The organism is Flavobacterium salmonis (genome assembly GCF_903819435.1).
GTDB classification, from domain to species: domain Bacteria; phylum Bacteroidota; class Bacteroidia; order Flavobacteriales; family Flavobacteriaceae; genus Flavobacterium; species Flavobacterium chungangense.
The window spans coordinates 177,049-201,307 of record NZ_CAIJDP010000068.1 but is presented as its reverse complement, the minus strand read 5'-3'; the positions used below and the strand labels follow the sequence as shown (position 1 = coordinate 201,307).

The following is a 24,259-nucleotide window of genomic DNA, read 5'->3' as shown; positions in this document are numbered from 1 at the left end:
AAGTATGGCAAAGTATTCAAGAATTGAAGTAGCTCAGACGATGAAAGACAACGGTATGGTTCCTTTGTTTTTTCATTCGGATATTGAAATCAGTAAAAAAGTATTAAAAGCCTGTTACGATGGCGGATCCAGATTAATGGAATTTACAAGCAGAGGTGATTTTGCTTTTGAAGTTTTTGGAGCATTAAATAAATATGCATTGGCTGAATTGCCTGGAATGATGCTAGGTGTTGGTTCTGTTACTGATGCTGCTGCAGCTTCGTTATACATGCAGCTTGGTGCTAATTTTATTGTAACTCCTGTGTTTAGAGAAGATATTGCCATAGCTTGCAATCGTAGAAAAGTGTTGTGGTCTCCTGGTTGTGGAACTCTTTCAGAAATTGCAAGAGCAGAAGAATTAGGCTGTGAAGTGGTAAAATTGTTTCCTGCTGATATTTACGGACCAGAGTTTATTAAAGCAATAAAAGGACCTTGCCCTTGGACGACTATTATGCCAACAGGAGGCGTTTATCCAACTGTAGAAAGTTTATCTTCATGGTTAAATGCGGGTGCTACCTGCGTTGGTCTTGGTTCACAATTGATTTCAAAAGATTTGCTGGATAAGCAGGATTTTGAAGGGTTAAAAAATAAAGTAAATGATGTATTGAACATCATAAAAGATATTAGAAATAATAAATAAGGATAATTAGTTTATTCCTTATTGTAAAGCAGTTTTTTTTAGAGTTTTAAAGGTTGTAATTGAACATTACGCTTGAAAAATAAAGCTTGTCACTCCTCACAGCAAACTTTATTTTAATCTTTACAAGTGTAATGTTTCTTTTACAATAACAAAACAGGTAAGGGATTAATGATGTTATTTATAACACTTTTAGAAAAGATTTAAAATGAAAAAATTAAATAGAGTAAATACAGGATTAGAAAAATTAAATCCAATTAAAGTAGTTCAGTTTGGTGAAGGTAATTTCCTTAGAGCATTTGTTGATTACGCTTTTCATAAACTAAACAAAGAGGTTGATTTCAATGCTGGTATTGCAATTGTTCAGCCGTTGAAAGATGGTATGGTAAACATGATTAACGATCAGGATGGTCTTTATACTCTGTTTATGAACGGTATCAAAAAAGGCGAAAAAATACAAGACATTCAGCTAATTGACAATATTGTAAAAGCTATAAATCCATATACTGAATTTGCAGATTATTTAGCTTTAGCTAAAGAAGAAGAACTTCAGTTTATTGTTTCAAATACTACTGAAGCCGGAATTGAATTCCTTGATACAGATACTCCGGATATGCAGCCGCCGGCAGCCTTTCCTGCAAAATTGACTGTTTTGCTTTATGAAAGATTCAAACATTTCAATGGAGATGCCTCTAAAGGAGTGACAATCATTCCTTGTGAATTGATTGATTATAACTCGGAGACTTTAAAGAAATATATTTTGCAATATGTCGATTTATGGAAATTAGAGGATGCATTCAAAACATGGTTGACAGAAGCGTGTACGTACCACAGTACTTTAGTTGACAGAATTGTTCCGGGATACCCAAGAGCAGAAATTGAAGACTACAACAGTAAATTAGATTATCAGGATAATTTAATTGTTGCTGCTGAACCATTCTTTTTATGGGCTATTGAAGGTGGTGAAGATTTAAAACAAAAGTTACCTTTCCATAAAACGGATTTGAATGTTAAAATTGTTGATGATATTCGTCCTTTCAAAATGATCAAAGTTCGTATTTTGAATGGTGCACATACAGCAATGGTTCCTACGTCGCTTTTGTATGGTAACAAGTTAGTAATGGAGACTGTTAATGGAGATTTTACAGGGAAATTCGTAAACAGTGTTATCAGTGAAATCAGTGAAACCCTTGCTATGGACAAAAATGAAATCGCTGCTTATTCTGAAGAGGTAATGGATCGGTTTAAAAATCCATTTATCAAACATGCATTGGCTGATATTGCTTTAAATTCGATCTCAAAATTCAAAGTAAGAGTTTTACCTAGTTTATTAGGATATTATAATGCAAACAAAAAACTGCCTGTTAGTTTGACTTTTTCATTAGCTTCCTTAATTCAGTTTTACAAAGGAACATGGAATAATGAAGCATTACCGGTAAAAGATACTCCTGAATTAGTTGAAGCATTTAGAAGTGCTTGGGAATTCGGGTCTTTAGATTTAGTTGTTGCTAAAGTTTTAGCTAATATCGAATTTTGGGGTGAAGATTTAACAAAAATTAACGGTCTGTCTGAAGCATTAGTAGTAGCTTTAACTGAAATTGAAGCTAACGGAATTGAAAAAGGTTATGCTAATTTCAGCGCTAAAAACTAATTAAAACCTTTTTAAAATTATTATCATGCAAAAGAAATTAATAAAAGTAAATCCAATAGATAACGTAATTGTTGCTTTAACCGATTTGGTACAAAACGAACAAATTGCATTTGAAGGAACTACCGTTTCACCAACAACTGATGTTAAAGCAAAACATAAAATCGCAGAGAAAGATTTTGCAATTGGTGATGAAATTATAATGTATGGCGTTTTGGTAGGAAAAGCTGTAGAACCTGTAAAAAAAGGAGAAGTAATTACCACCGAAAATGTAAAACATCAAAGTGAAAAAGTTTTTCGTAAAACTGGAAGTTTAGGTTGGACTCCTCCAAATATAGATCGTTGGAAAGATAAGACTTTCAATGGATACCACCGTACTGATGGGCAAGTTGGGACCAAAAATGTTTGGTTATTTATTCCATTAGTTTTTTGTGAAAATAAAAATATCGAAAAACTGAAAGATATTTTCGAAAACGAATTACTACCAAAAAAAGAAGTTTCTTATAAAAATTTATTGCGTTCTTTAATTGAAGAAAAAAGCGTAGAAGAAGTTGCTGATAGAAATTCAAATGAAAATATTTTAGATAATATCGAAGTAAAATTCATTAATCATCAAGGGGGCTGTGGTGGAATTCGACAAGATTCGGAATTGTTGGCAAAACTGCTTGCAGGATATGTAAACAATCCAAATGTTGCCGGTGCAACTGTTTTAAGTTTGGGTTGCCAAAATTTGCAAGTAGATATTTTTAAAAACGCATTGAAAGAAATAAGTCCGAATTGTGATAAAGAAATTTTGATCTATGAGCAACAACAAATTGGTACTACCGATAAAATGTTTCAAATGGTGATTAAAGATTCTTATGAAGCTATTAAAAGAGCCAACAAAATTGAACGTAAACCTGCTCCTGTTTCAAAAATAAGTATTGGTTTGGAATGTGGTGGATCCGATGGATTTTCAGGAATTTCTGCTAATCCGGCATTGGGAGTTGTTTCCGATATTTTCGCAGCTTTAGGAGGGAAAACCATTTTAGCAGAGTTTCCAGAATTATGTGGCGTTGAGCAAGAATTGATGAACCGATGTGTGGACGAAGAAAAAGCAGACAAGTTTTTATCTTTGATGAAAGCTTTTGAAAAATCAGTTGTAGATGCAGGTTCAGGGTTTGATATGAACCCATCTCCAGGAAATATTAAAGACGGATTAATTACCGATGCAATGAAATCTGCTGGTGCTTCTAAAAAAGGAGGAACAGCACCTATTGTAGACGTTTTAGATTACGGTGAATATATTTCAAAACCAGGTTTAAATCTTTTAAATACACCAGGAAATGACGCCGAATGTACCACAGGATTAGTTGGAGCGGGAGCAACAGTTGTTTTATTTACCACAGGTTTAGGAAATCCGATGGGAAATCCGGTTGCACCCGTTGTGAAAATTGCTTCAAACACGGCATTAACTAACAGAATGTCGGATATTATCGATTTCAATGCTGGAACTGTGATTACTGGTGAAAAAAACATTACCGAAGTTGGAGCAGAAATCGTAGATTATATTATAGAATTGGCAAGCGGAAACGTAGAAACAAAAGCAGATCAGCTGAAACAAGATGTATTTATTCCTTGGAAAAGAGGGGTTTCTCTTTAAATAAAGTTCTAAAAGCTATCCATATCCATATAAGTTATGTAAGTTCATTTAAGTAAATATTTTATTTGCTTACTTTTCTCAAATGACTTATATGGTTTAAAAAAGGATATGTTTATCCGTATCTAAACTACTAAAAGGTAGTTCTTGTTGAAGATTTACGAATGTGTAATTCAGGAGCAAGAACTACCTTTTTTTCGATTTTAATGGCGTCGGTTTTGTCTACCTGTTCTAAGAAAACACGTGCTGTCATTCTTCCCATCTCGAGTGGAGACTGATCTACTGAAGTTATGGAGAGTTCCATAAATTTAGTAAAAGGCTCATTACTGAATCCTGCCACGCAAAAGTCATTAGGGATACTTATATTTCTTTCTTTTAATTCCTGAATAGCTCCTAATGCAGCAAAATCACTTGAAGAAAATATAGCGTCTGGAGGTGTTTCAAGTTGTAATAAAATATCTATTGCCTCTTTTCCTGATTCTACACTACTTTTAATAGGGATGACATATTCTTCTTTAAAAGGTATTCCGCTATCTAGTAAAGCTTGTTTATATCCTAAAAATCTATTTTTGAATATGTCAAGAGATTGATCTCTGGAAAAATGAGCAATGTGTTTACATCCTTCATGAATTAGATGTTTTGTTGTAAGATATCCACCTTTGAAGTCATTAATTGTCACAGAGCTAACTCCATCAATGTTTCTGCTTCTATCAAAGAAAATTAAGGGGACATTTTTTTGTAATACGTTCAAAAATGCATCATAGTTTTGATCACTAACATCTGTAACAGACATTAAAATACCATCTACCTGTGCATCTATTAAAGCATATAGATTTTCATTTTCCCTTTTTGGATCATCATGAGTTTGTGAAATAATTACATGATAGCCATGAGGATAAAGTTCTTCTTCAATTCCTCTAATTACAGTTCCGAAAAAATTATTATCAACACGAGGAACTATAATCCCTATATTATTGCTTCTTCCGCTTCTTAAGGCCAAAGCTAATTTATTTTGCTTATAGTTCATTAAATCAGCTGTTTCCTGAACTAGTTCGCGTGTACTTTTTTTGATCTTAGGGCTATTATTTAATGCTCTTGAGACCGTAGCAGCAGTAATATTAAGTCTTTTGGCAATATCGTAAATAGTGGTTTTCTCGCTCATTAAAAAATTTATCTGATTATTTTTTCACAAAAATACCTTTTTTTTGAATAATTCAATATAAATTGTTATCGATTACTAAAATAACATTTGTAAGATTAATCATCTAATAGTAATAGAATGTTTGGTTTCTAATTTTGTGATAAAGGAAACTATTTTTATAAAAAAAATAATGTGAAAAGTATATTACTAAATAAATTAGTAGAAAATAAAAACAAATAGGTTTTAAGAAGATAATTGGCTGTTTGTTATGTGTTTATGTTTTATATCTCTAATGTTGGTTAAGATTAAAACTATAATTAATTAGTGGTAAAATTAAAAGTTTATTCTTGTTGAAGATTTACGAATATGCAATTCAGGAGCCAAAACTACTTTTTTTTCAATTTTAATGGTTTCTGTTTTGTCAACTTGTTCCAGAAAAACTCTTGCAGACATTCTTCCCATTTCCAGTGGTGACTGATCTACTGAAGTTATAGAAAGTTCCATAAACTTGGTAAAAGGTTCATTACTAAAACCTGCTACACAAAACTCGTTCGGGATATTTATGTTTCTTTCTTTTAATTCCTGTATAACTCCCAGTGCAGCAAAATCACTTGATGAGAATACAGCATCCGGTGGAGTTTCAAGTTCTAATAAAATATCTATTGCTTCTTTTCCAGCTTCAAGACTACTTTTAGACTGAATAACATATTTTTCATTAAATGTGATTCCGTTGTCCAATAAAGCTTGTTTGTATCCCAAAAATCTATTTTTAAAAATTTCCAATGATTGATCACCAGATAAATGTGCAATATGTTTACATCCTTGATTAATTAATTGTTTTGTAGCAATGTATCCCCCTTTAAAGTCATTAATGGTTACTGAACTTACACCATCTATGTGTTTGCTTCTGTCAAAGAATATCAACGGGACATTTTTTTCTAACACATTATGAAAAGCATTATCATTTTCATTAGTAACATCGGTAACTGACATTATAATGCCGTCAACTTGTGCATCTATTAATGTGTAAAGGTTTTCGTTTTCTCTTTTAGGATTTTCATGAGTTTGACAAATAATAACCTGGTAGCCGTGTGGATAAAGTTCTTCTTCAATTCCTCTAATGACAGATGCGAAAAAATTACTGTCAATACGAGGAACAATAACCCCTATGTTATTACTTTTTCCACTTTTTAAAGCCAGAGCCAATTTGTTTTGTTTGTAATTCATCGAAGCGGCAGTTTCAAGTACCAATTCTCTTGTACTGTCTTTTATTTTCGGATTATTATTTAAGGCTCTAGAAACCGTTGCTGCAGTGATGTTTAGCTTTTTGGCAATATCATATATGGTTATTTTCTCACTCATTCAAAAAAAATATTTTGATTATTTTAACACAAAAATACATTTTTTTTGGATATGCCAAGATAAAATGTTATCGATTACCTAAATTCTTTTTTTGATTTAAAACAATGGAGCAATAATAAAAAATTATGTGTTTTTTTACAATAAGTGTAAATTAATTTTATAATTAAAATTGAATACATAAATTATATAGAAATAAATTTGTTGTATTCAATCTATTTTTCTATTTTCGTGTAATCGATTACATAATCGATGTAATCTTATTTTTATAATGGAAATATTTCACAAATGAATGTTTTTGAAAGCTTAAAGTGTAATTCAATTTTTCTTGTTATAGCTTCTCTTTTTCTGTCATGCGGTGGCAAGGTTACCGATGCTTCAAATTCCCCGTGGGAAAGAATGGATTTGATTGTTAAAAGTATTCCTCAGACTAAATTTTTAGAGAATAGTTATAATGTTATAGATTATGGCGCAATTGCTGATGGAGTAACAATTAATACCGTAGCTTTTGAAAAAGCGATAAAAGCATGTGCTGAAAATGGCGGCGGAAAAGTAATTGTTCCGACTGGTAAATTCTTGACAGGAGCAATACATTTGGAGAGCAATGTAAATTTACACTTAGAAGATGATGCTGAAATTCTGTTTAGTACAAATCCAAAAGATTATCCAATAGTTCATACTTCTTGGGAAGGAACAGAGTTGATGAATTATTCCCCTCTTATTTATGCTAAAAATAAAACCAATGTCGCTATAACAGGTAAAGGCACTTTGAATGGTAAGGCCAATTCTGCTAATTGGTGGGTTTGGTCAGGAGGTAAAAGTTATGGATGGGAAAAAGGAATTCCATCTCAGAATGATACTGCCAATCGTGAAGTTTTAGTTGATATGGCTGAAAAGGGTGTTCCGGTAGAAGAAAGAATTTTTGGAGAAGGACGTTATTTGCGACCTAATTTCATTGAGTTTTTTGAATGTAATACTGTTTTAATAAAAGACGTTAAGGTTATCAATGCTCCTTTTTGGATTTTACATCCAATGAAATCAAATAACATAATTATCGACGGTGTTACAGTAAATAGTCATGGTCCAAATAATGATGGATGTGATCCTGAATACTCACAAAATGTAATTATTAAAAATTGTATTTTTAATACAGGAGATGATTGTATAGCTATAAAATCTGGTAGAGATGCTGACGGAAGAAGAGTTGCGTTGCCAAGCAAAAATATAATAGTACAAAACTGTAAAATGATTGATGGTCATGGAGGTGTTGTAATTGGCAGTGAAATATCTGCAGGTGTTAATAATGTTTTTGTAGAGAATTGTATTATGGATAGTCCAAATCTTGACAGAGCAATACGTATTAAAACAAATTCTAAACGAGGAGGAGTAATTGAAGATGTTTACGTGAGAAATTTGGATGTAGGTACTGTTAAAGAATGTGTTTTGAAATTGAACATGTTTTATAATGTATATGGTTCCCAGACAGGAAATTTTATTCCGGTTATAAGAAATGTAATTTTGGAGAACGTCAAAGTAAAAAAGGCTGGCAAATATGGTGTTTGGGCAGAAGGATATAAAGAGTCGCCGGTAGAAAATATTGTACTTAAAAATGTTAATATTGAAAAAGCAGATTCAATTTATTTATTGAAAAATGTCAAGAATTTTAATTTTATAAATACTTACATCAATGGAAAAAAGGTTGAATCCATCAAAAACTAAGTTAAGAACTCTCTGTAATTAGTTTAAATGGCGAATTTTTATTAAATTTTAGTTTTCTTAAGGATTGGTTTGTATTATTTGTTGAATTAGTTTAAAAATGAGTTTGATAAAGTATCGAACTTTTTTCTTAACTAAGTTTTGTTAGTTATGAAGAACATTTTGTCAGTAGGATTGTTGTTTTTTTTATCAAATGCTATTTTTGGGCAAAGTACTTATCCTGTGGATAGTTCTTATACTATAGTAGCTACTTATACTAAATTGATAAAAAAATATCCTTTCATAAAAATAACCGAAGAAGTAAAAAAAGATAATGTTAATCAAATTAATGACGTTGTTTATAATGATAATAAAAACAGACCATTACATTTGGATGCATATTTTAGTACAATTAAAAAAAGAAATCCTGCTGTAATAATGATTCATGGAGGTGGTTGGAGATCCGGTAATAAGAATCAGATGAAGGTTTTGGCGCAGGAAATTGCTTCAAAAGGCTATTCTTGTTTTGCAATAGAATACAGATTGTCATTAGAAGCTAAATATCCAGAAGGAATTCTTGATGTTAAAAATGCAATTAGGTTTATAAAAAATAATGCTAAAAAATTTAAAGTAAATCCAAATAGGATTGCTGTTTTGGGATGTTCTTCAGGAGGGCAAATGGCAGCTTTGATTGGAACAACAAATGATAATCCAGATTTTGACGATGTTCAGAATAAAAGCAAATATTCATCAAAAGTAAATGCAATTATTGATATAGATGGAGTTTTAGCTTTTAAACATCCTGAATCTTCAGAGGGTGAAATGGCAGCTTTTTGGCTTAAAGGGACTTCTGCTGAAGTTCCGGAAAATTGGAAAAATGCTTCTGCCTTAACACACACAGATAAAAATACACCGCCAATATTATTCATAAATAGCAGTATTGATAGATTTCATGCAGGAAGGAATGATATGATTGCAATTTTGAATCGAAACCATATTTATAATGAGGTGCATACAATTAAGGATTCTCCTCATTCATTTTGGTTTTTTAATCCTTGGTTTGAAGAAACAGTTCTTTATACGACTCAGTTTTTGGATAAAATTTTAAAATAAGACATTGTAATAAAAAGAACTAAAATTAAATTTTAATGAACATGATAATTTCTCCGAAAACTAATTTCTGCAAAAGTGCAATTATTTTATTACTTCTTTGCTGTAGTAAAACAATTGCTCAGGATAATGTTCAGAGTCAGATAAAAATTTCTGATAATTTAAAATGGTCAGAAAGAATGGCATTGTCAATAATCAGTAGATATCCTGAAGCATGGAAAATTGATGGTCATGAAGCTCCAAAATGGGATTATAAAATTGGTATGATTTTGACGGCTTATCAGAAATTATATACTAAGACAAACAATCCAAAATATTATGACTACGTAAAAGGATATGCGGATGTGTTTATTGATGAAACTGGTGCAATCAAAAAGTTTGATCCTGAAAATCATAGTCTTGATAATATAAATGCAGGGAAAATACTTTTTGATTTATACTATAAAACAAAAGAAGGAAAATACTTGATAGCATTAAAAACATTAAGAAATAATTTGGATGACTACCCAAGAACACCATCTGGAGGGTTTTGGCATAAAAAAATCTATCCTAATCAAATGTGGTTAGACGGTTTGTATATGGCAGAGCCTTTTTATGCAAGATATAAGACCGAATTTGAGAAAGGTGAAAAATTAAACGATGTAGCCCATCAATTTGAACTTCTTCACAAACATACATTTGATAAAAAAACAGATTTGTATTTTCACGCTTGGGACGAAAGTAAACAAATGCCTTGGGCTAATAAAGAAACAGGAACGGCTCCTCATATTTGGTTAAGAGCACTTGGTTGGTATGGGATGGCGTTAGTTGATGCATTAGATTATTTTCCCAAGGATCATCCAAAACGTAGTGAATTGATAGGTTATTTAAATGAATTAGCAATTGCAGTAAGCAAATATCAGGATAAATCCGGTTTATGGTATCAAATTCCAAATCTGCAAAAGCAAAAAGGGAATTATTTAGAATCGTCAGGTTCTTCAATGCTCGTGTATGTGCTTGCTAAAGGAGTACACAAAGATTATTTGCCTCTTAAATTTGAAAAAATTGCCAATAAAGGCTTTAATGGATTAATAAAGAATGTTATTAAAGTAGATAAAAATGGTGAAGTCCACATTACCCAAGTATGTGGAAGTGCAGGATTAGGAGGGAATCCTTACAGAGACGGTTCATTCGAATATTATTTGAGCGAAAGAATTGTTACCGATAATTCTCATGGATTAGGAGCTTTTCTGCTGGCAGCAATAGAATTAGATAAATAGAATTTCAATACAGTCAAAAATAAATTACTATGTTAAGCAACACATTAAATACCTTAAAAGTAGCCATGCTTTTTGTTTTATTCACTTTATTTAGTTGTAAAACGGCTTCTCCTGAACCTGTAAAAACTACTGAATCGCAGGATTATACTGTTATTTCAAAAAACTTAAAGTGGTCTGATAAAATGGCTTTAACTTTAATGAAACGCCATCCTGAATCCTGGCAGATAGATGATTCTAAAGCTCCAAAATGGGACTATGTTCATGGTCTTGTTTTATATTCATTTGAAGAATTGTATAAAAAGAATCCAGATTCAAGATATGCAGCTTATGTACAGGGATATCTAGATGCTTTGATTGAAAATGACGGAACAATTAAAACATATGAAATGCAGAAGTATAATATAGATATGATTGTAGCTGGCCGTTTGCTTTTTAATGCGTATAATAAAACTAAAGAAGAAAAATATTTAAAAGCAATGCAGTTATTGCGCAAGCAATTAGCTGATCATCCAAGGACGCAGTCTGGAGGATTTTGGCATAAAAAAATATATCCTAATCAAATGTGGTTAGATGGTTTGTATATGGGAGAACCTTTCTATGCTCAATATACAGCAACTTTTGAAAATGGAAAAAGTCTAGATGATATTGCGCATCAATTTGAACAAATTCAATTACATGCTACAGATCCAAAAACAGGATTGTTATTTCACGGCTGGGATGAAAGCAAGCAAATGGCATGGGCTGATAAAGAAACAGGAAACTCTCCAAATTATTGGTCAAGAGCTCTTGGCTGGTATGTAATGGCTTTAGTTGATGCATTGGATTATTTTCCAAAAGACCATCCAAAACAAAAAGAATTAGTTGGCTATTTGAATAATGTTGCAGAAAGTTTAGCAAAGTATCAGGATAAATCTGGTTTGTGGTATCAGGTAACGGATAAAATGGGTAAGGAAGGAAATTATTTGGAAGCTTCAGGTTCGTCAATGTTTGCGTATGCGTTTGCAAAAGGGGCTAATAAAGGTTATTTGCCTTCAAAATTCAAAAAATTGGCAAACCTGGCTTTTGATGGTTTGACTACCCAATTAATAAAAGTTGATGCTGACGGAACAATTACCTTAACCCAGGCCTGCCAGGTAGCTGGACTTGGAGGAACTCCATATAGAGATGGTTCCTATGAATATTATGTAAATGAAAAAAAGAAAGATAATGACCCAAAAGCTACAGGGCCTTTTATATTAGCGGCATTAGAGTTAAACAGATAAGTATAATTTTTTTTAAATGAAATTTATAAAAATAGCGTTTCTTTTTTTGTGTTTCACAGGAATGCAGATCTTAACAGGACAGGAAAAAAATGAAAATAATTTTTCCAAAGTCTGGGTTGCCGATCAAGGTAACGGAACGTATAAAAATCCTGTTTTATATGCGGATTATTCAGATCCGGATGCTATTAGGGTTGGGGATGATTATTACATGACAGCGTCATCATTCAATTGTATTCCGGGACTGCCTATCCTTCATTCAAAAGATTTGGTAAACTGGAAATTAATTGGTTACGCACTTTCAAAACAAAAGCCTTTAGAGGTTTATAATAAAGTTCAGCATGGAAATGGTGTCTGGGCTCCATGTATTCGTTTTCATAATAATGAATTTTATATCTATTATCCTGATCCCGATTTTGGGATTTATGCTGTGAAAGCTAAAAAAGCAGAAGGCCCTTGGTCTGAACCGTTTATGGTAAAAGAAGGCAAAGGCCTGATTGATCCAACACCGTTATGGGATGAGGATGGTAAAGCATATTTAGGCTATGCTTTTGCTGGAAGCCGTGCAGGAATAAAAAGTGTTTTGGCAGTTTGTTCAATGAGTTCGGATGGTTTGTCTGCCTATAATGATGATGTCATGATTATTGACGGGCATACTACAGATGAAGTAACTATTGAGGGGCCTAAGTTTTACAAAAGAAATGGCTATTATTACATATTCGCTCCGGCAGGAGGAGTAGCTACTGGCTGGCAAACGGTTATGAGATCCAAAAATGTGTATGGGCCTTATGAAAAAAGGAAAGTTATGGATCAGGGAAAATCAGCTGTAAACGGTCCTCATCAGGGTGCCTGGGTTCAGACACAAACAGGGGAGGATTGGTTTATTCATTTTCAGGATCAGTTTGCATACGGAAGAGTAGTTCATTTACAGCCTATGAAGTGGCAAAATGACTGGCCGGTGATCGGAAATGACGAAGATAAAGATGGTACTGGAGAGCCTGTTATGGCTTATAAAAAACCAAATGTAGGTAAAAAAATATTTCCTATTGAAACGCCACCGGAAAGTGATGAATTTAATAAACCAAAACTTGGGCTGCAATGGCAGTGGCATGCAAATCCACAGATTACCTGGGGACTTCCTACAGCAATGGGATATTATAATTTAAATTGTATTCCTGTTCCTAAAGATTATAATAATCTGTTTGATGTTCCTAATTTACTTTTACAAAAATTTCCTTCGGATGAGTTTACTGCAACAACAAAAATTACGTTTAATTCCAGATTTGATGGGGAATATGCAGGATTGGTAATTATGGGGCTGGATTATAGTTTTTTATGTCTGAAACAAGAAGAAGGTAAACTGTTTCTTTCTCAAAGAACAGCTTTGAAAGCGGATAAAAAAGGAATTGAACTTGAAAGTAAAAAAATTGCAATAAAAGATAAAACAATTTACCTGCAAGTAAAAGTAAAAGCAGGCGGAATATGTAATTTTTTATATAGCATAGATGGACAAAAATTTAACTCTGTTGGCGATAATTTTACTGCGCGAGAAGGCAAATGGATTGGTGCTAAAATAGGATTTGTGGCACTTAGAGAAGGTGTTATAAATGATGCTGGCAGTGTTGCAATAGATTGGTTTAGGATAACCAATTAAAGCAGAAAAAATAAATAACTAAATAAATAACCAAAATTAATTAACTAAATGAATCAACTTAAAAAAACAGTATTATTACTTTTAATAAGTACGAACTGTTATGTTAACGCACAGGAAAAAGCTAAAAAATGGCCGGATTTAATTATAAAAAGTTACTCAGCCTGGTTTGGTTCTGAAGAAGGTAAAAAATTAGGTGAAAATGTTCTGCTTTATCAAAGAGATATTGGCGGATGGCCAAAAAATATCCAAATGTTGAAAGAATTGACTGAGGAAGAGAAAACTAAACTATTAGAACTAAAACCATCAGGAAAAGACTGTACAATAGATAACAGAGCAACAACCCAGGAAATACTTTTTGTATCTAAAATGTACGCTCAGACAAAAGATGAAAGATATAAAGATTCATTTTTAAGAGCTGTAAATTATTTACTTTCAGCACAATATCCTAATGGAGGATGGCCTCAGTATTTTCCATTAAAAAAAGGATATTATACGCATATTACTTATAATGACAATTCAATGGTTGATGTTTTGAATGTATTAAAAGAAATAGCAAATCAAACTGAATATTACAGTATTAAACCATCGCAGGAGATTGTTGATAAAGCTAAAATAGCTGTTGAGAAAGGAATTGATTGCATCTTAAAAACCCAATACAAACAAAATGGTGTTTTAACTGTTTGGTGTGCACAACATGATGAAGTTACTTTTGCTCCAGCTGATGCAAGAGCTTATGAACTTGCTTCATTAAGCGGAAAAGAATCTGCAAAAATTGTATTATTTTTAATGTCTGTTGATAATCCTTCACCTGAAATTAAAACTGCTATTGTAAGTGCATATAACTGGTTTGAAAAAACAAAAATTACCAATCTTAGAGAAGAGCGAATATATGATGCAGATGGTAAAGTTATAGGTAAAAAAATGTATCCAACTGATGAGGTTGCGCCAATTTGGCCAAGATTTGCAGAACTTGATACAAATGAGGCTTTTTTCTGTGACCGTGACGGAATTAAAAAGAAATATATAACTGATATTGGTGAAGAAAGAAGAAATGGTTACTCGTGGTATTCTAATGAACCTAAAGAAGTTTTGAAAAAATACAAAAAGTGGTCAAAAAAAAATAATTTAGAAAAAACTGAATCAGAGTAATTCTACAATAGTAATTGATTGAGCATTTCCTTTGTGTTAAACAGTGAATTAGGATTTTGCCTGCAAAAATAAAAATTATGAATATTAGACTTTTTTTTCTGGTATTGTTTTCAACTGTTTCATTTGCTCAGCACAATAAATTTCCAACGGCAAAAGTAGATTCAATTGTAAGTGCAATTCAACTACCCAAAATTCCTTCGTATCAAGTTAATGTAGCGAAATTAGGAGCCAAAGGAGACTCTGTTTCTGATAGTAAGCCCTTTTTTGATAAAGCAATGGCATTGTGTAAGAAGAATAAGGGAGGAACTATTACAGTTCCAAAAGGAGTTTATCTTTTAAAAGGACCAATTCATTTTGTAAGCAATGTCAATTTAAAAATTGAGAAAGGCGCGAAAATTAAATTTAGTGATAAGCCTGAGGATTATTTACCAATGGTTTTAACCAGCTGGGAAGGGACAATACTTTATAATTACAGCCCGTTAATTTATGCATATGATTGTACCAATATTGCATTAACCGGTGAGGGAATTATTGATGGAGAAGGTGGTAAAACATGGAAAACCTTTAAATCTCAAGAAGGAAAAGGTAAAGAGCTGAGCCGGGAAATGAATCATAACAATGTTCCTGTCAATGAAAGGAAATTTGGGACAGGTTATTTTTTGCGTCCACAAATGATTCAGTTTTTTAACTGTAAGAATATTTTAGTCGAAAATATCCGTATTGAAAATTCTCCTTTTTGGTGTCTGCATTTATTAAAATCACAAAGTATAACCGTTAGAGGATTAAGTTATAAGTCATTGAATTACAATAATGATGGTGTAGATCCTGAATATGCAAAAGACGTTTTGATCGAAAATGTAACTTTCAATAACGGTGATGATAATGTAGCAATAAAAGCAGGAAGAGATCATGAAGGAAGAGCTAATGCAGCTACCCCAAGTGAAAATATTATCATTAGAAACTGTAATTTTAAAGGGCTTCACGGAGTAGTTATAGGCAGCGAAATGTCCGCTGGAGTACAAAACGTTTTTGTTGAGAATTGCAAAACCACTGGTTATTTAAAAAGAGGTATCTATTTAAAAACCAATGCTGACAGAGGTGGTTTTATAAAAAATGTTTTTGTTCGAAATATCCAATTAGATGAAGTAGAAGATTGTCTTTATATCACAGCCAATTATCACGGAGAGGGAAAAGGGTTTCAGTCTGAAATATCAAATGTTTCCTTTTCTGATATTTCATGTAATAAAGCTTCTGCTTCAGGGATTGTTATTCAGGGATTTGCTGATAAAAAGATCAAAAATATCTCTTTAAATAATATCGAAATTAAGTGGGCTAAAAATGCGATATCAAGTACAAATGCTGAGAATGTAATTCTGAATGAAGTTTTTATCGGAGAAAAAGCTACATTTCCTTCAGCAGCAAAATAGTTTAATAAAAAATAAAAAATGAAACATTATATCTTAATTCTTTGGTTGATGTCAGCCACTTGTTTTGCACAAAAAACAACTGTTTATACCATTGGAGATTCAACAATGGCGAATAAAAAAGATCCGGAAAAAAACCCTGAACACGGTTGGGCTCAGGTATTACAACCTTTTTTTAAAGATAATATTATTATCGACAATAGGGCTTTAAATGGAAGAAGTACCAGAAGTTTTATAGCTGAAAAACAGTGGGATGCGGTATACCAAAAACTAAAAAAAGGTGATTATGTTTTTATTGAGTTTGGGCATAATGATGGGAAAAACATGGATTCATTACGTTATACAAACCCGCATACGGCTTACAGACATAATCTAATCCGTTTTGTAAAAGAAAGCCGTGCAAAAGGAGCAATTCCAATTTTACTGAGTTCAATTGCAAGAAGAAATTTTAATGAAAAAGGAGTGTTAATTGGAACTCACGGGGATTATCCTTTAGAAACCAGGTTGGTTGCGCAGGAATTTAATGTTCCTTTTATTGATTTGGAATATTTTACCGAATTATTAGAACAATCTTATGGACCTGAAAAATCAAAAGAGTTGCATTTACATTTCAAAGCAGGAGAAAATCCATATTATAAAGATGCTAAAGACGATGATACGCATCTTTCTTTAAAAGGAGCAACAGAGATTGCACAAATAGTTGTTGAGCAAATAAAACTTTTAGAAGATTCTTCTGTTGAAACACTTAAGAAGGGAATTAAATAGCCTGAATAATCTTTATTAAATAAAATCGTATCCGGATAGGCTTTTTTACAGTTACGGATACGATTTTATATTTATAGCAAATTGAATAATTAAATGAATGTTATTTTTTTTGTAATGGACTAACAATTTGAACATTCTGAAAAACAATGGCCCCTTTTACGACACCTGCAATAGTGCTCCTTAAGGCATCAATGATTTGCATTTTTAATTCGCTTTTAGGATAAATTAAACTCACCTCACGTGCAGGTTTTGGTTCTTTGAAATTACGAAGTTTTAATTTATCGGAGTCCTTTAAATCCAGTGTGTGTAAGTACGGAAGTAATGTTGTGCCCAAACCTTCATCTGCTAATTTTATCAGTGTTTCAAAACTTCCGCTTTGAATCTGGAAATTGTTTTGATCAATATCAGTTCCATTTTTGCATAAATTTAAAATACCGTCCCTAAAACAGTGTCCATCTTGTAAAAGTAAGATTTCATTGATGTTTAAGTCAGAAACTTCTATTTCGTCTTTTTGAAAACTGGAATGGTGTTCAGGAATATAGGCTACAAAAGGTTCAAAATATAATACAATTTCTTTGATTTTTTCGTCTTCAAGCGGGGTTGCAGCAATAGCCGCATCCAAATGACCGTTTTTTAATTTTGTAATAATTTCATCGGTATTAAGCTCTTCAATCAAAAGCTTTACTTTTGGATATTTTTTTATAAAATTATTTAAAAACATAGGTAAAAGTGTAGGCATGATTGTTGGAATAATTCCTAAACGAAACTCACCGCCAATAAAACCTTTTTGCTGTTCGACAATATCCTGAATACGATTTGCCTCATTTACAATGTTTTTTGCCTGATTTACAATTTTCTGACCAATATCTGTAAGCTGAATTGGTTTTTTGCTTCTGTCGAAAATTAAAATATTCAATTCTTCTTCAATTTTTTGAATCTGCATACTTAAAGTAGGCTGAGTCACGAAACATTTTTCTGCCGCTAATGTGAAATTTTTATGCTCGGCTACTGCTAAAACATATTGTAGTTGAGTTATAGTCATTTTAATAGTATTTTGTGATGCAAAAATAAGAAAATATAATTTTTCATTATAATTATTACAAGGAAGTTATTTTAGATTTGTAAAAATAATTGAAGAATTGTATATCTATTCACAATTAAAAATAGATAGGATAGCCGAACGAGTTTTAACGATTTAAGGAGCTCCATTCATACTTTAGAAGATTTAATTTATCGTCAGGAAACACTTCAAATGACGAAAAAGCAGTTCAATTAATAAAATACATTCTTATCAGATTTGCTTAAAACTGAAAGAGAAATTTTGAATAAGTCAGGAAAAATTAGCGATGAAGGTACAAATTATATGATGAATGTCTGGCTGGAAGAAGTGTTTTAATATGTTGTTTATGAATTGTTTGAAAATATGAATAGTCAAATGTATATATTCAGCTTTTTTACAAATGTTAAATTTCTATAAAATTTTTAGCTTCATACTTTGATTTTATCTGTTAAAAGTTATTTTTGCTTGAATGAAACTAATCGCTCGCATATTATTATTCATATTCATTGCTTTTTTAGCAACGCCAACAGTTGTGACGTTGATGAAGAAGAGTAATGATACATCTATTTTTTTTAGTTTTTCTGAAGAAGAGCACTCACACAAAGAACTTAAGGCAGCCGTTTATCCGGTAATATTGCAACATGAAGTTGCAATACCTCTTTATATACAGAAAAAAACAATAGTGTCTGAAAATATTGTCAAACTAGACAATATTTCTCCTAGCATATTTGCACCACCTCCAAACTTAGTGTAATACTTCCGATTATTTTAAACTAACTGTATTTGTAGTAAATATAGTAGATCTTTAATGTATCAATTTTTAGTATTGTATTATGTCAAAAAAAATTAATCTTTTTGCTAACCTTAAATCTGATTTTGCTTCAGGTTTGGTGGTTTTCTTGGTCGCTCTTCCATTGTGTTTAGGTATTGCAATGGCTTCCGGCGCACCTTTGTTTTCTGGAATCATTGCAGGTGTTATTGGAGGTATTGTGGTAGGTTATTTAAGCCAGTCACATATTAGTGTTTCCGGACCAGCAGCTGGTTTAACAGCTATTGTTTTAACCGCCATCACTGATTTTGGTGCTTTCGATGTTTTTTTACTATCAGTTTTTATTGCAGGATTAATTCAATTAGCATTAGGGTTTTTAAAAGCCGGAAGTATATCGAATTATTTTCCAACCAATGTAATTGAAGGAATGCTTGCCGGTATCGGTATTATTATTATTCTAAAACAAATACCGCACGCATTTGGTTACGATTCAGATTTTGAAGGAGATCAGGCTTTCATTCAAAATGATGGAAGCAATTCATTTTCTTTTCTATTTGATGTTGTTAATCACATTCAATTAGGTGCTGTAGTAATTTCATTAATTTCGCTTGTGGTTTTAATTTCCTGGGATAAAGTCCCATTTTTAAAGAGATTAAAATTAGTACCAGGCGCCTTGGTAGCAGTTATTCTGGGGGTTTTATTAAATGAATTCTTTATATCGTCAGGAAGCTCGCTTGCAATTGCAAAAGAACATTTAGTTTCGTTACCGGTTCCAAAATCTTTTGATGATTTTAAGTCCATTATTATCACGCCAAATTTTAGCGCAGTTACAAATCCTCAAGTTTGGGTCGTAGCCATTACAATTGCCATTGTAGCTTCTATCGAAACGTTGTTGTGTATTGAAGCTTCTGACAGAATGGATGTTCAAAAGCGCTATACAGATACAAATGTAGAATTAAGAGCTCAGGGTATTGGTAATATGTTAAGTTCCCTTTTAGGAGGATTGCCAATGACATCTGTAGTTGTGAGATCATCTGCAAATAATAATGCTGGAGCAAAATCAAAAATGTCTTCAATTATTCACGGTGTACTTTTATTAATTAGTGTTTTGTCTATTCCGGCAATATTAAATAAAATTCCATTGGCAACATTAGCTACAGTTTTGATTTTGGTAGGATATAAATTAGCAAAACCTGCTACATTTTTACATTTCTGGCATAAAGGAAAATATCAGTTTATTCCCTTTATTGCAACCTTGGTATTTGTTGTTGCGACAGATTTACTAAAAGGTGTGGCGTTGGGAATTATCATCAGTATCATTTTTGTATTGAGAGGTAACTTAAAAAGAGCTTATATCTTCAAGAAAGAAGAATACGAAGATGGAGACATTATTCACATCGACTTGGCTCAGGAAGTATCATTTTTGAATAAAGCTGCTATAAAACAAACATTAAGTGAAATTCCTGAAAACTCTAAAGTTATCATCAATGCACATGATACAGAATATATTGCCCATGATGTATTGGATTTAATCAGAGAATTTAAAGAAACTCGTGCTATTGATGAAAATATCAAGGTGAAACTGAAAGGTTTTAAAGAAGCTTACGAATTAGAAAATACTCCGGATAATAATAATCATGTTTCTATTGAACATTATTATGATGTAGCAAAGAGAGTATTAGTAAAAAAAGAAGAAGCAAAAGAAAAATTTTAAAACAAAATAAATAATTAATGTATTTCTAAAAGAGTGCGGAATCTTAAATTTAGGTAACTTTACATGAGTTCTTTTGTAATCGTTATCACAGAGAAATACCATTCAAAAAAAATAAAAAACAATGATAGAGTTTTATAAACAAATACTTGAAAACAATAAAAAATGGGTTGAAAATTCATTAGCAAAAGATCCTAATTATTTCGCAGATTTAGCAAAAGGACAAACCCCACCATTGTTATGGATAGGTTGTTCTGACAGTCGTGTTCCTGCTAATGAAATTATTGGAGCAAAGCCAGGTGAGGTTTTTGTACACCGAAATATTGCCAATATGGTCGTACACTCAGATATGAATATGTTAAGTGTTCTGGATTATGCGGTAAATGTTTTAAAAGTAAAGCATGTAATTGTGTGTGGACATTATGGCTGTGGAGGTGTAAAAGCAGCAATGGGGAACCAATCTGTTGGAATTATCGATAACTGGATTCGTCATATTAAAGATGAGTATCGTTTGCACGATAAATATTTAAATTCAATCGAAGATGAAACAGAACGTTTCAATACTTTTGTTGAAATTAATGCCAAAGAACAAGTTTACAATTTAGCAAAAACATCAATCGTGCAGGGAGCTTGGCAAAACGGCCAGGATTTAATGCTTCACGGATGGGTTTACGGATTAAATTCAGGTTTTGTAACAGATTTAAATGTAAATATCAGTTCGAATTCTGAACTTGATGAAGTTTATCAACTTAATAATCTATAAAATAAAAAATCGCCTCAAAAGGGCGATTTTTTTTATTCATTCTCGTCCAGGTTTTCATTAAAAGCAGAAGGTAACATCGTTGGAATAAACTTTATTAAAATCGGCAATAACAAACTTCCGCCGGGAAGTAAAAAAATGGTAAGTGACGGAATCGTTTTACAGATATCCAAAAGCTGTTTTTTTACTTTTTTCTTTTCTTTGGCATCCAGATCTCTTGTTGTAGAGTACGCCAAAAGAACCATTAATTCTTTACTTTGAACAATTTCCTTAACCAGTCTGTTTTTATTTCGGATAATTAGTTTTACAACTGTGTGTGTCATCTGGTCGTAAAAGTGTTTTACCGGATTAGAATAATTAAAATATGGAATTTTCTTTTTGTGCGTTGTGATGAATAAATTGGTTGTAGCAATACTTTGAGTTACGAAATCATCAGAAACTTTCATCATTGATCCTAACGAATATAAAAAGTAAGCTTCTTCATTTTCAACCACGCCGTCGCTCCATAAAGCCATTCCGGCCATATCGATTAAATAATAATGCTCTAATTTATTATCGAAATAACTTAGGGTTAAAGTTTCTAAAGTATCAACAGTAACTTTTGAAAATTTTGAGTACCGTATAGAAGCTTCAAAAAGTTTAATTAATAAGTCGTCGTGTTGAGATTTTACTGTTTTAGTTTTTAATGCTAATCCTACAATTCCAAGTACAGCTTCTTCAATTCGCTTGAGATATTTCTCCGGAATTACGCCATGTTCTAAATATTGTCTAAAAGCCAGTACATCTATAAATAATAAAGCATTGGTTACAAGATGTGAGAAGTTTTTACTAATGATACTGTCATTGGTTTGAACTCTTTGATCAATTATATTTTCTAATGATAATGATGGAGTGTCTTTTGGTAGCAAAATTTTAAACAAACTAAACCCTTCGGGATTCATTTCTTTATAAAATTTTAGAACTTCAGAAATAAAGTTATTCGGCTCTGAATTTCTTTTTTCAAGACAAAAAACATGATATAATGTATTTAATAAAGCAATTTTAGAAATCTCGGTTTTAAACCAGCCTTTTATAGGAATTGGGATTTGAGAATCAATAGAGATAATATGCCCATAGATAAAGCCTGTTTCTCTAACCTTATAGTAAAACGAGTCAGTAGTCTCAAAAGGAATAGCTTCTGAGAATTTTTGTTCACTAAAAAATTTGTCTATCCAGCCTGGTGCCGATGGGTTAATCATTAACTTGAGTTTGAGGATACAAAGCTATATCTTTTTCTTGTGTTTAAGATTAGTTTTAAATGAAATAACCACTAGATTTTGTAAAAAAATAGTGGTTATTAAATTTTTTATTATTTAATTATCCCCGCACAGGCAACGCGACCACCTGCATTACCTGTGGGCTGTGTAGTAAAATCATCAGCTCCCTGATGAACAATTAATCCCTTTCCTAAAATATTTTTAGTTTCATCATCACCACCAATAGACCATTCATCAGTAGTCATGGTTATAGTTCCGTTTCCATTAGCATCTGCTGTAAAATTACCAATGTCGCCTTTATGATATTCGCCAACTCCCCATTTTCCATGTTTTTTGAAAGTTGGATTCCAGTGTCCACCGGCAGAACTTCCGTCAGCAGCAGTGCAATCTGATTTTTCGTGAATGTGAATGGCATGAACACCCGGCTGTAAACCCGCTATTTTTGCTGTAAAAGTTACTTTGCCATTTTTTTCTGTAAATGTTGCGGTTCCTGTAACTTTACTATTGCTTTTTGGCTCTAAAGTTACAGTCAGCGTTTTAGCATCATTTGATTTTGTACTGGTCTTACAACCAATTATTAAGGCAGTAATTATTGCGAACGAAACAATTATTTTTTTCATATGTGTGGCATTTAAATTAATGATAAGTAAATTTAGCATAAAACATAAGATATTCTTTAAGTATTTACGTTAAAAAAATCCAAAACTATTCGATGTTATTTAATTAACTTTAAACATAAAGCTTAAAAAGATTGCTTAAATTAGTATTTGTTTTTAACGAAAAAAATAGGCTTCAACTGTTTTTTAATTGTTGATTTTTAAAATTTTAATATTATGATAAAGAATGTTTTTATCCTTTTTTTTGTTGGTTTTCTGTTAATTTCCTGTAATGTTTTTAAGTGTAAAAAAAAGGATGTCGTTTATAAACTGGAAGGGAATTGGGAACTTATTTATATCACTGGACCAAGAATTGCTTTTGAGGGTTTATATCCGGATAAAAAACCTACAATAAATTTCAATACTAAAGAAAATTTGGTTTCGGGTAATAACAGCTGTAATTCTTATACAGGCCAACTTAATGTATCTGAAAACAAAATTAATTTTCAGGAGCCTATGGTTACAACCAAAATGATGTGTATAGATGGGCAGGGCGAACAGGTTTTTATGAGTACTTTGTCTAAAGTAACTTCCTATACTATTACGGATGATGGAAGAACTTTAAATTTTATTTCTGGTAATATTGAAACGATGCGATTCACAAAAAGATAAAACCTCCTTTCTTAAACTAAAATATAATTTATGAAAACTAAAGTATTTGTTTTATTAGTCATATGCTCTTTTTTAATTTTTCCCGTATTGGCACAGGAAAAATCTAAAAAAGCACTTAAAGCAGAAAAAGAATTACAGAAACAAAAAGAAATTAAAGGTCTTATTGATTCTAAAAATTTTGTTTTTGAGGCACAAAAAGTCATACCTCAAGGAGGTGGACTTTTAAATTTAGATTATAATACTTATTTTTTAAAATTCAGTGAAACCAGGACAACTTGCGATTTGCCATTTTTTGGACGTGCATTTAGCGTACCTTATGGAGGAGGTGATGGCGGTGTAAAATTTGAAGGCATTCCTGAGGGTATACAAATTGAAAAAAAGAAAAAATCCTATAATATAAAAGCAACTGTAAAAGGTAAGGATGATGTTTACAATCTTTTTATGATTGTTTTTTTTGATGGGGGTGCATCTCTTTCAGTTAATAGTAATAACAGGGCATCAATTTCTTATGATGGAGAAATTGAGTTCCCAAAGCCGGACGAAGTTAAAAAATAGTGGCGTAGTTCATTATCCTAAATTCTCTAATGTATACAAAATAAAAAATCCGCATTTGTTTCGGGACAAATGCGGATTTAACAAATTAAAAGCTAAAAAACT

Annotated in this window: 21 protein-coding genes; 16 read left to right on the top strand and 5 right to left on the bottom strand. The window is 31.9% G+C overall.

The genetic code is table 11. The annotated features are described in order from the left end of the window. Positions 1–4 precede the first annotated feature (4 nt). The 3 genes from FLACHUCJ7_RS10970 (at position 5) to FLACHUCJ7_RS10960 (ending at position 3,966) form a co-directional block, all read left to right on the top strand. Positions 5–679 (top strand): bifunctional 4-hydroxy-2-oxoglutarate aldolase/2-dehydro-3-deoxy-phosphogluconate aldolase, encoded by a 675-nt coding sequence (locus tag FLACHUCJ7_RS10970; RefSeq protein ID WP_078226258.1) that lies wholly within the window; start codon positions 5–7, stop codon positions 677–679. A 205-nt stretch (positions 680–884) separates the two neighbouring features. After that, positions 885–2,327 carry a tagaturonate reductase gene (locus FLACHUCJ7_RS10965; RefSeq protein ID WP_180908938.1) on the top strand — a complete coding sequence of 481 codons (1,443 nt, stop codon included), beginning with the start codon at positions 885–887 and terminating at the stop codon, positions 2,325–2,327. Between the two features lie 25 nt (positions 2,328–2,352). Next, positions 2,353–3,966, top strand: coding sequence for a UxaA family hydrolase (locus FLACHUCJ7_RS10960; protein WP_078226260.1), 1,614 nt, complete (start codon positions 2,353–2,355; stop codon positions 3,964–3,966). Between the two features lie 130 nt (positions 3,967–4,096). On the opposite strand, the gene FLACHUCJ7_RS10955 is transcribed toward FLACHUCJ7_RS10960, so the two are convergent. Further along, positions 4,097–5,125, bottom strand: coding sequence for a LacI family DNA-binding transcriptional regulator (locus tag FLACHUCJ7_RS10955; RefSeq protein WP_078226261.1), 1,029 nt, complete (start codon positions 5,123–5,125; stop codon positions 4,097–4,099). 312 nt (positions 5,126–5,437) lie between these two features. Further along, positions 5,438–6,466 (bottom strand): LacI family DNA-binding transcriptional regulator, encoded by a 1,029-nt coding sequence (locus FLACHUCJ7_RS10950; RefSeq protein WP_078226262.1) that lies wholly within the window; start codon positions 6,464–6,466, stop codon positions 5,438–5,440. A gap of 285 nt (positions 6,467–6,751) precedes the next feature. Between FLACHUCJ7_RS10950 and FLACHUCJ7_RS10945 the strand changes: the two genes are divergently transcribed. The 8 genes from FLACHUCJ7_RS10945 to FLACHUCJ7_RS10910 all read left to right on the top strand — a co-directional run bounded on the left by FLACHUCJ7_RS10945 (position 6,752) and on the right by FLACHUCJ7_RS10910 (position 16,778). Continuing rightward, positions 6,752–8,182: a glycoside hydrolase family 28 protein gene (locus tag FLACHUCJ7_RS10945; protein ID WP_180908937.1), complete on the top strand. Its 1,431-nt coding sequence runs from the start codon at positions 6,752–6,754 to the stop codon at positions 8,180–8,182. A 147-nt stretch (positions 8,183–8,329) separates the two neighbouring features. Continuing rightward, a complete protein-coding gene (locus FLACHUCJ7_RS10940) occupies positions 8,330–9,271 on the top strand; it encodes an alpha/beta hydrolase (protein ID WP_180908936.1) in 942 nt (313 codons plus the stop codon). Positions 9,272–9,312: 41 nt separating this feature from the next. Beyond that, positions 9,313–10,527 (top strand): glycoside hydrolase family 88/105 protein, encoded by a 1,215-nt coding sequence (locus FLACHUCJ7_RS10935; RefSeq protein WP_180909089.1) that lies wholly within the window; start codon positions 9,313–9,315, stop codon positions 10,525–10,527. Between the two features lie 29 nt (positions 10,528–10,556). Then, complete coding sequence (locus FLACHUCJ7_RS10930) at positions 10,557–11,789, top strand: glycoside hydrolase family 88/105 protein (protein WP_180908935.1); 1,233 nt, start codon at positions 10,557–10,559, stop codon at positions 11,787–11,789. Positions 11,790–11,805: 16 nt separating this feature from the next. Further along, complete coding sequence (locus tag FLACHUCJ7_RS10925; protein ID WP_180908934.1) at positions 11,806–13,440, top strand: glycoside hydrolase family 43 protein; 1,635 nt, start codon at positions 11,806–11,808, stop codon at positions 13,438–13,440. 48 nt (positions 13,441–13,488) lie between these two features. Further along, a complete protein-coding gene (pelA, locus tag FLACHUCJ7_RS10920) occupies positions 13,489–14,589 on the top strand; it encodes a pectate lyase (protein ID WP_180908933.1) in 1,101 nt (366 codons plus the stop codon). Between the two features lie 77 nt (positions 14,590–14,666). After that, positions 14,667–16,016, top strand: a complete 1,350-nt coding sequence (locus FLACHUCJ7_RS10915) for a glycoside hydrolase family 28 protein (RefSeq protein ID WP_180908932.1) — start codon at positions 14,667–14,669, stop codon at positions 16,014–16,016. 18 nt (positions 16,017–16,034) lie between these two features. Continuing rightward, complete coding sequence (locus tag FLACHUCJ7_RS10910) at positions 16,035–16,778, top strand: rhamnogalacturonan acetylesterase (protein WP_031456286.1); 744 nt, start codon at positions 16,035–16,037, stop codon at positions 16,776–16,778. A gap of 100 nt (positions 16,779–16,878) precedes the next feature. Here the strand turns inward: FLACHUCJ7_RS10910 and FLACHUCJ7_RS10905 are convergent, their stop codons facing one another. After that, positions 16,879–17,820 (bottom strand): LysR substrate-binding domain-containing protein, encoded by a 942-nt coding sequence (locus FLACHUCJ7_RS10905; RefSeq protein ID WP_031456285.1) that lies wholly within the window; start codon positions 17,818–17,820, stop codon positions 16,879–16,881. A gap of 487 nt (positions 17,821–18,307) precedes the next feature. On the opposite strand from FLACHUCJ7_RS10905, the gene FLACHUCJ7_RS10900 reads away from it, so the two are divergent. The 3 genes from FLACHUCJ7_RS10900 (at position 18,308) to can (ending at position 21,081) form a co-directional block, all read left to right on the top strand. Then, complete coding sequence (locus FLACHUCJ7_RS10900) at positions 18,308–18,592, top strand: hypothetical protein (RefSeq protein WP_180908931.1); 285 nt, start codon at positions 18,308–18,310, stop codon at positions 18,590–18,592. A 79-nt stretch (positions 18,593–18,671) separates the two neighbouring features. Further along, on the top strand, positions 18,672–20,321 hold the full coding sequence (locus FLACHUCJ7_RS10895) for a SulP family inorganic anion transporter (protein ID WP_180908930.1): 1,650 nt from the start codon (positions 18,672–18,674) through the stop codon (positions 20,319–20,321). Between the two features lie 121 nt (positions 20,322–20,442). After that, a complete protein-coding gene (can, locus tag FLACHUCJ7_RS10890; RefSeq protein ID WP_078226271.1) occupies positions 20,443–21,081 on the top strand; it encodes a carbonate dehydratase in 639 nt (212 codons plus the stop codon). A gap of 32 nt (positions 21,082–21,113) precedes the next feature. Here the strand turns inward: can and FLACHUCJ7_RS10885 are convergent, their stop codons facing one another. Together FLACHUCJ7_RS10885 and FLACHUCJ7_RS10880 are read right to left on the bottom strand one after the other, a co-directional pair. After that, on the bottom strand, positions 21,114–22,316 hold the full coding sequence (locus tag FLACHUCJ7_RS10885; protein WP_078226272.1) for an LETM1-related biofilm-associated protein: 1,203 nt from the start codon (positions 22,314–22,316) through the stop codon (positions 21,114–21,116). A 110-nt stretch (positions 22,317–22,426) separates the two neighbouring features. Further along, positions 22,427–22,954: a superoxide dismutase family protein gene (locus FLACHUCJ7_RS10880; protein ID WP_078227912.1), complete on the bottom strand. Its 528-nt coding sequence runs from the start codon at positions 22,952–22,954 to the stop codon at positions 22,427–22,429. Between the two features lie 213 nt (positions 22,955–23,167). Here FLACHUCJ7_RS10880 and FLACHUCJ7_RS10875 point away from each other — a divergent pair, with 213 nt between their 5' ends. Together FLACHUCJ7_RS10875 and FLACHUCJ7_RS10870 are read left to right on the top strand one after the other, a co-directional pair. Continuing rightward, on the top strand, positions 23,168–23,602 hold the full coding sequence (locus tag FLACHUCJ7_RS10875; RefSeq protein WP_180908929.1) for an META domain-containing protein: 435 nt from the start codon (positions 23,168–23,170) through the stop codon (positions 23,600–23,602). A 30-nt stretch (positions 23,603–23,632) separates the two neighbouring features. Then, positions 23,633–24,157, top strand: coding sequence for a DUF4251 domain-containing protein (locus tag FLACHUCJ7_RS10870; RefSeq protein WP_078226274.1), 525 nt, complete (start codon positions 23,633–23,635; stop codon positions 24,155–24,157). The last annotated feature ends 102 nt before the right edge of the window (positions 24,158–24,259 follow it).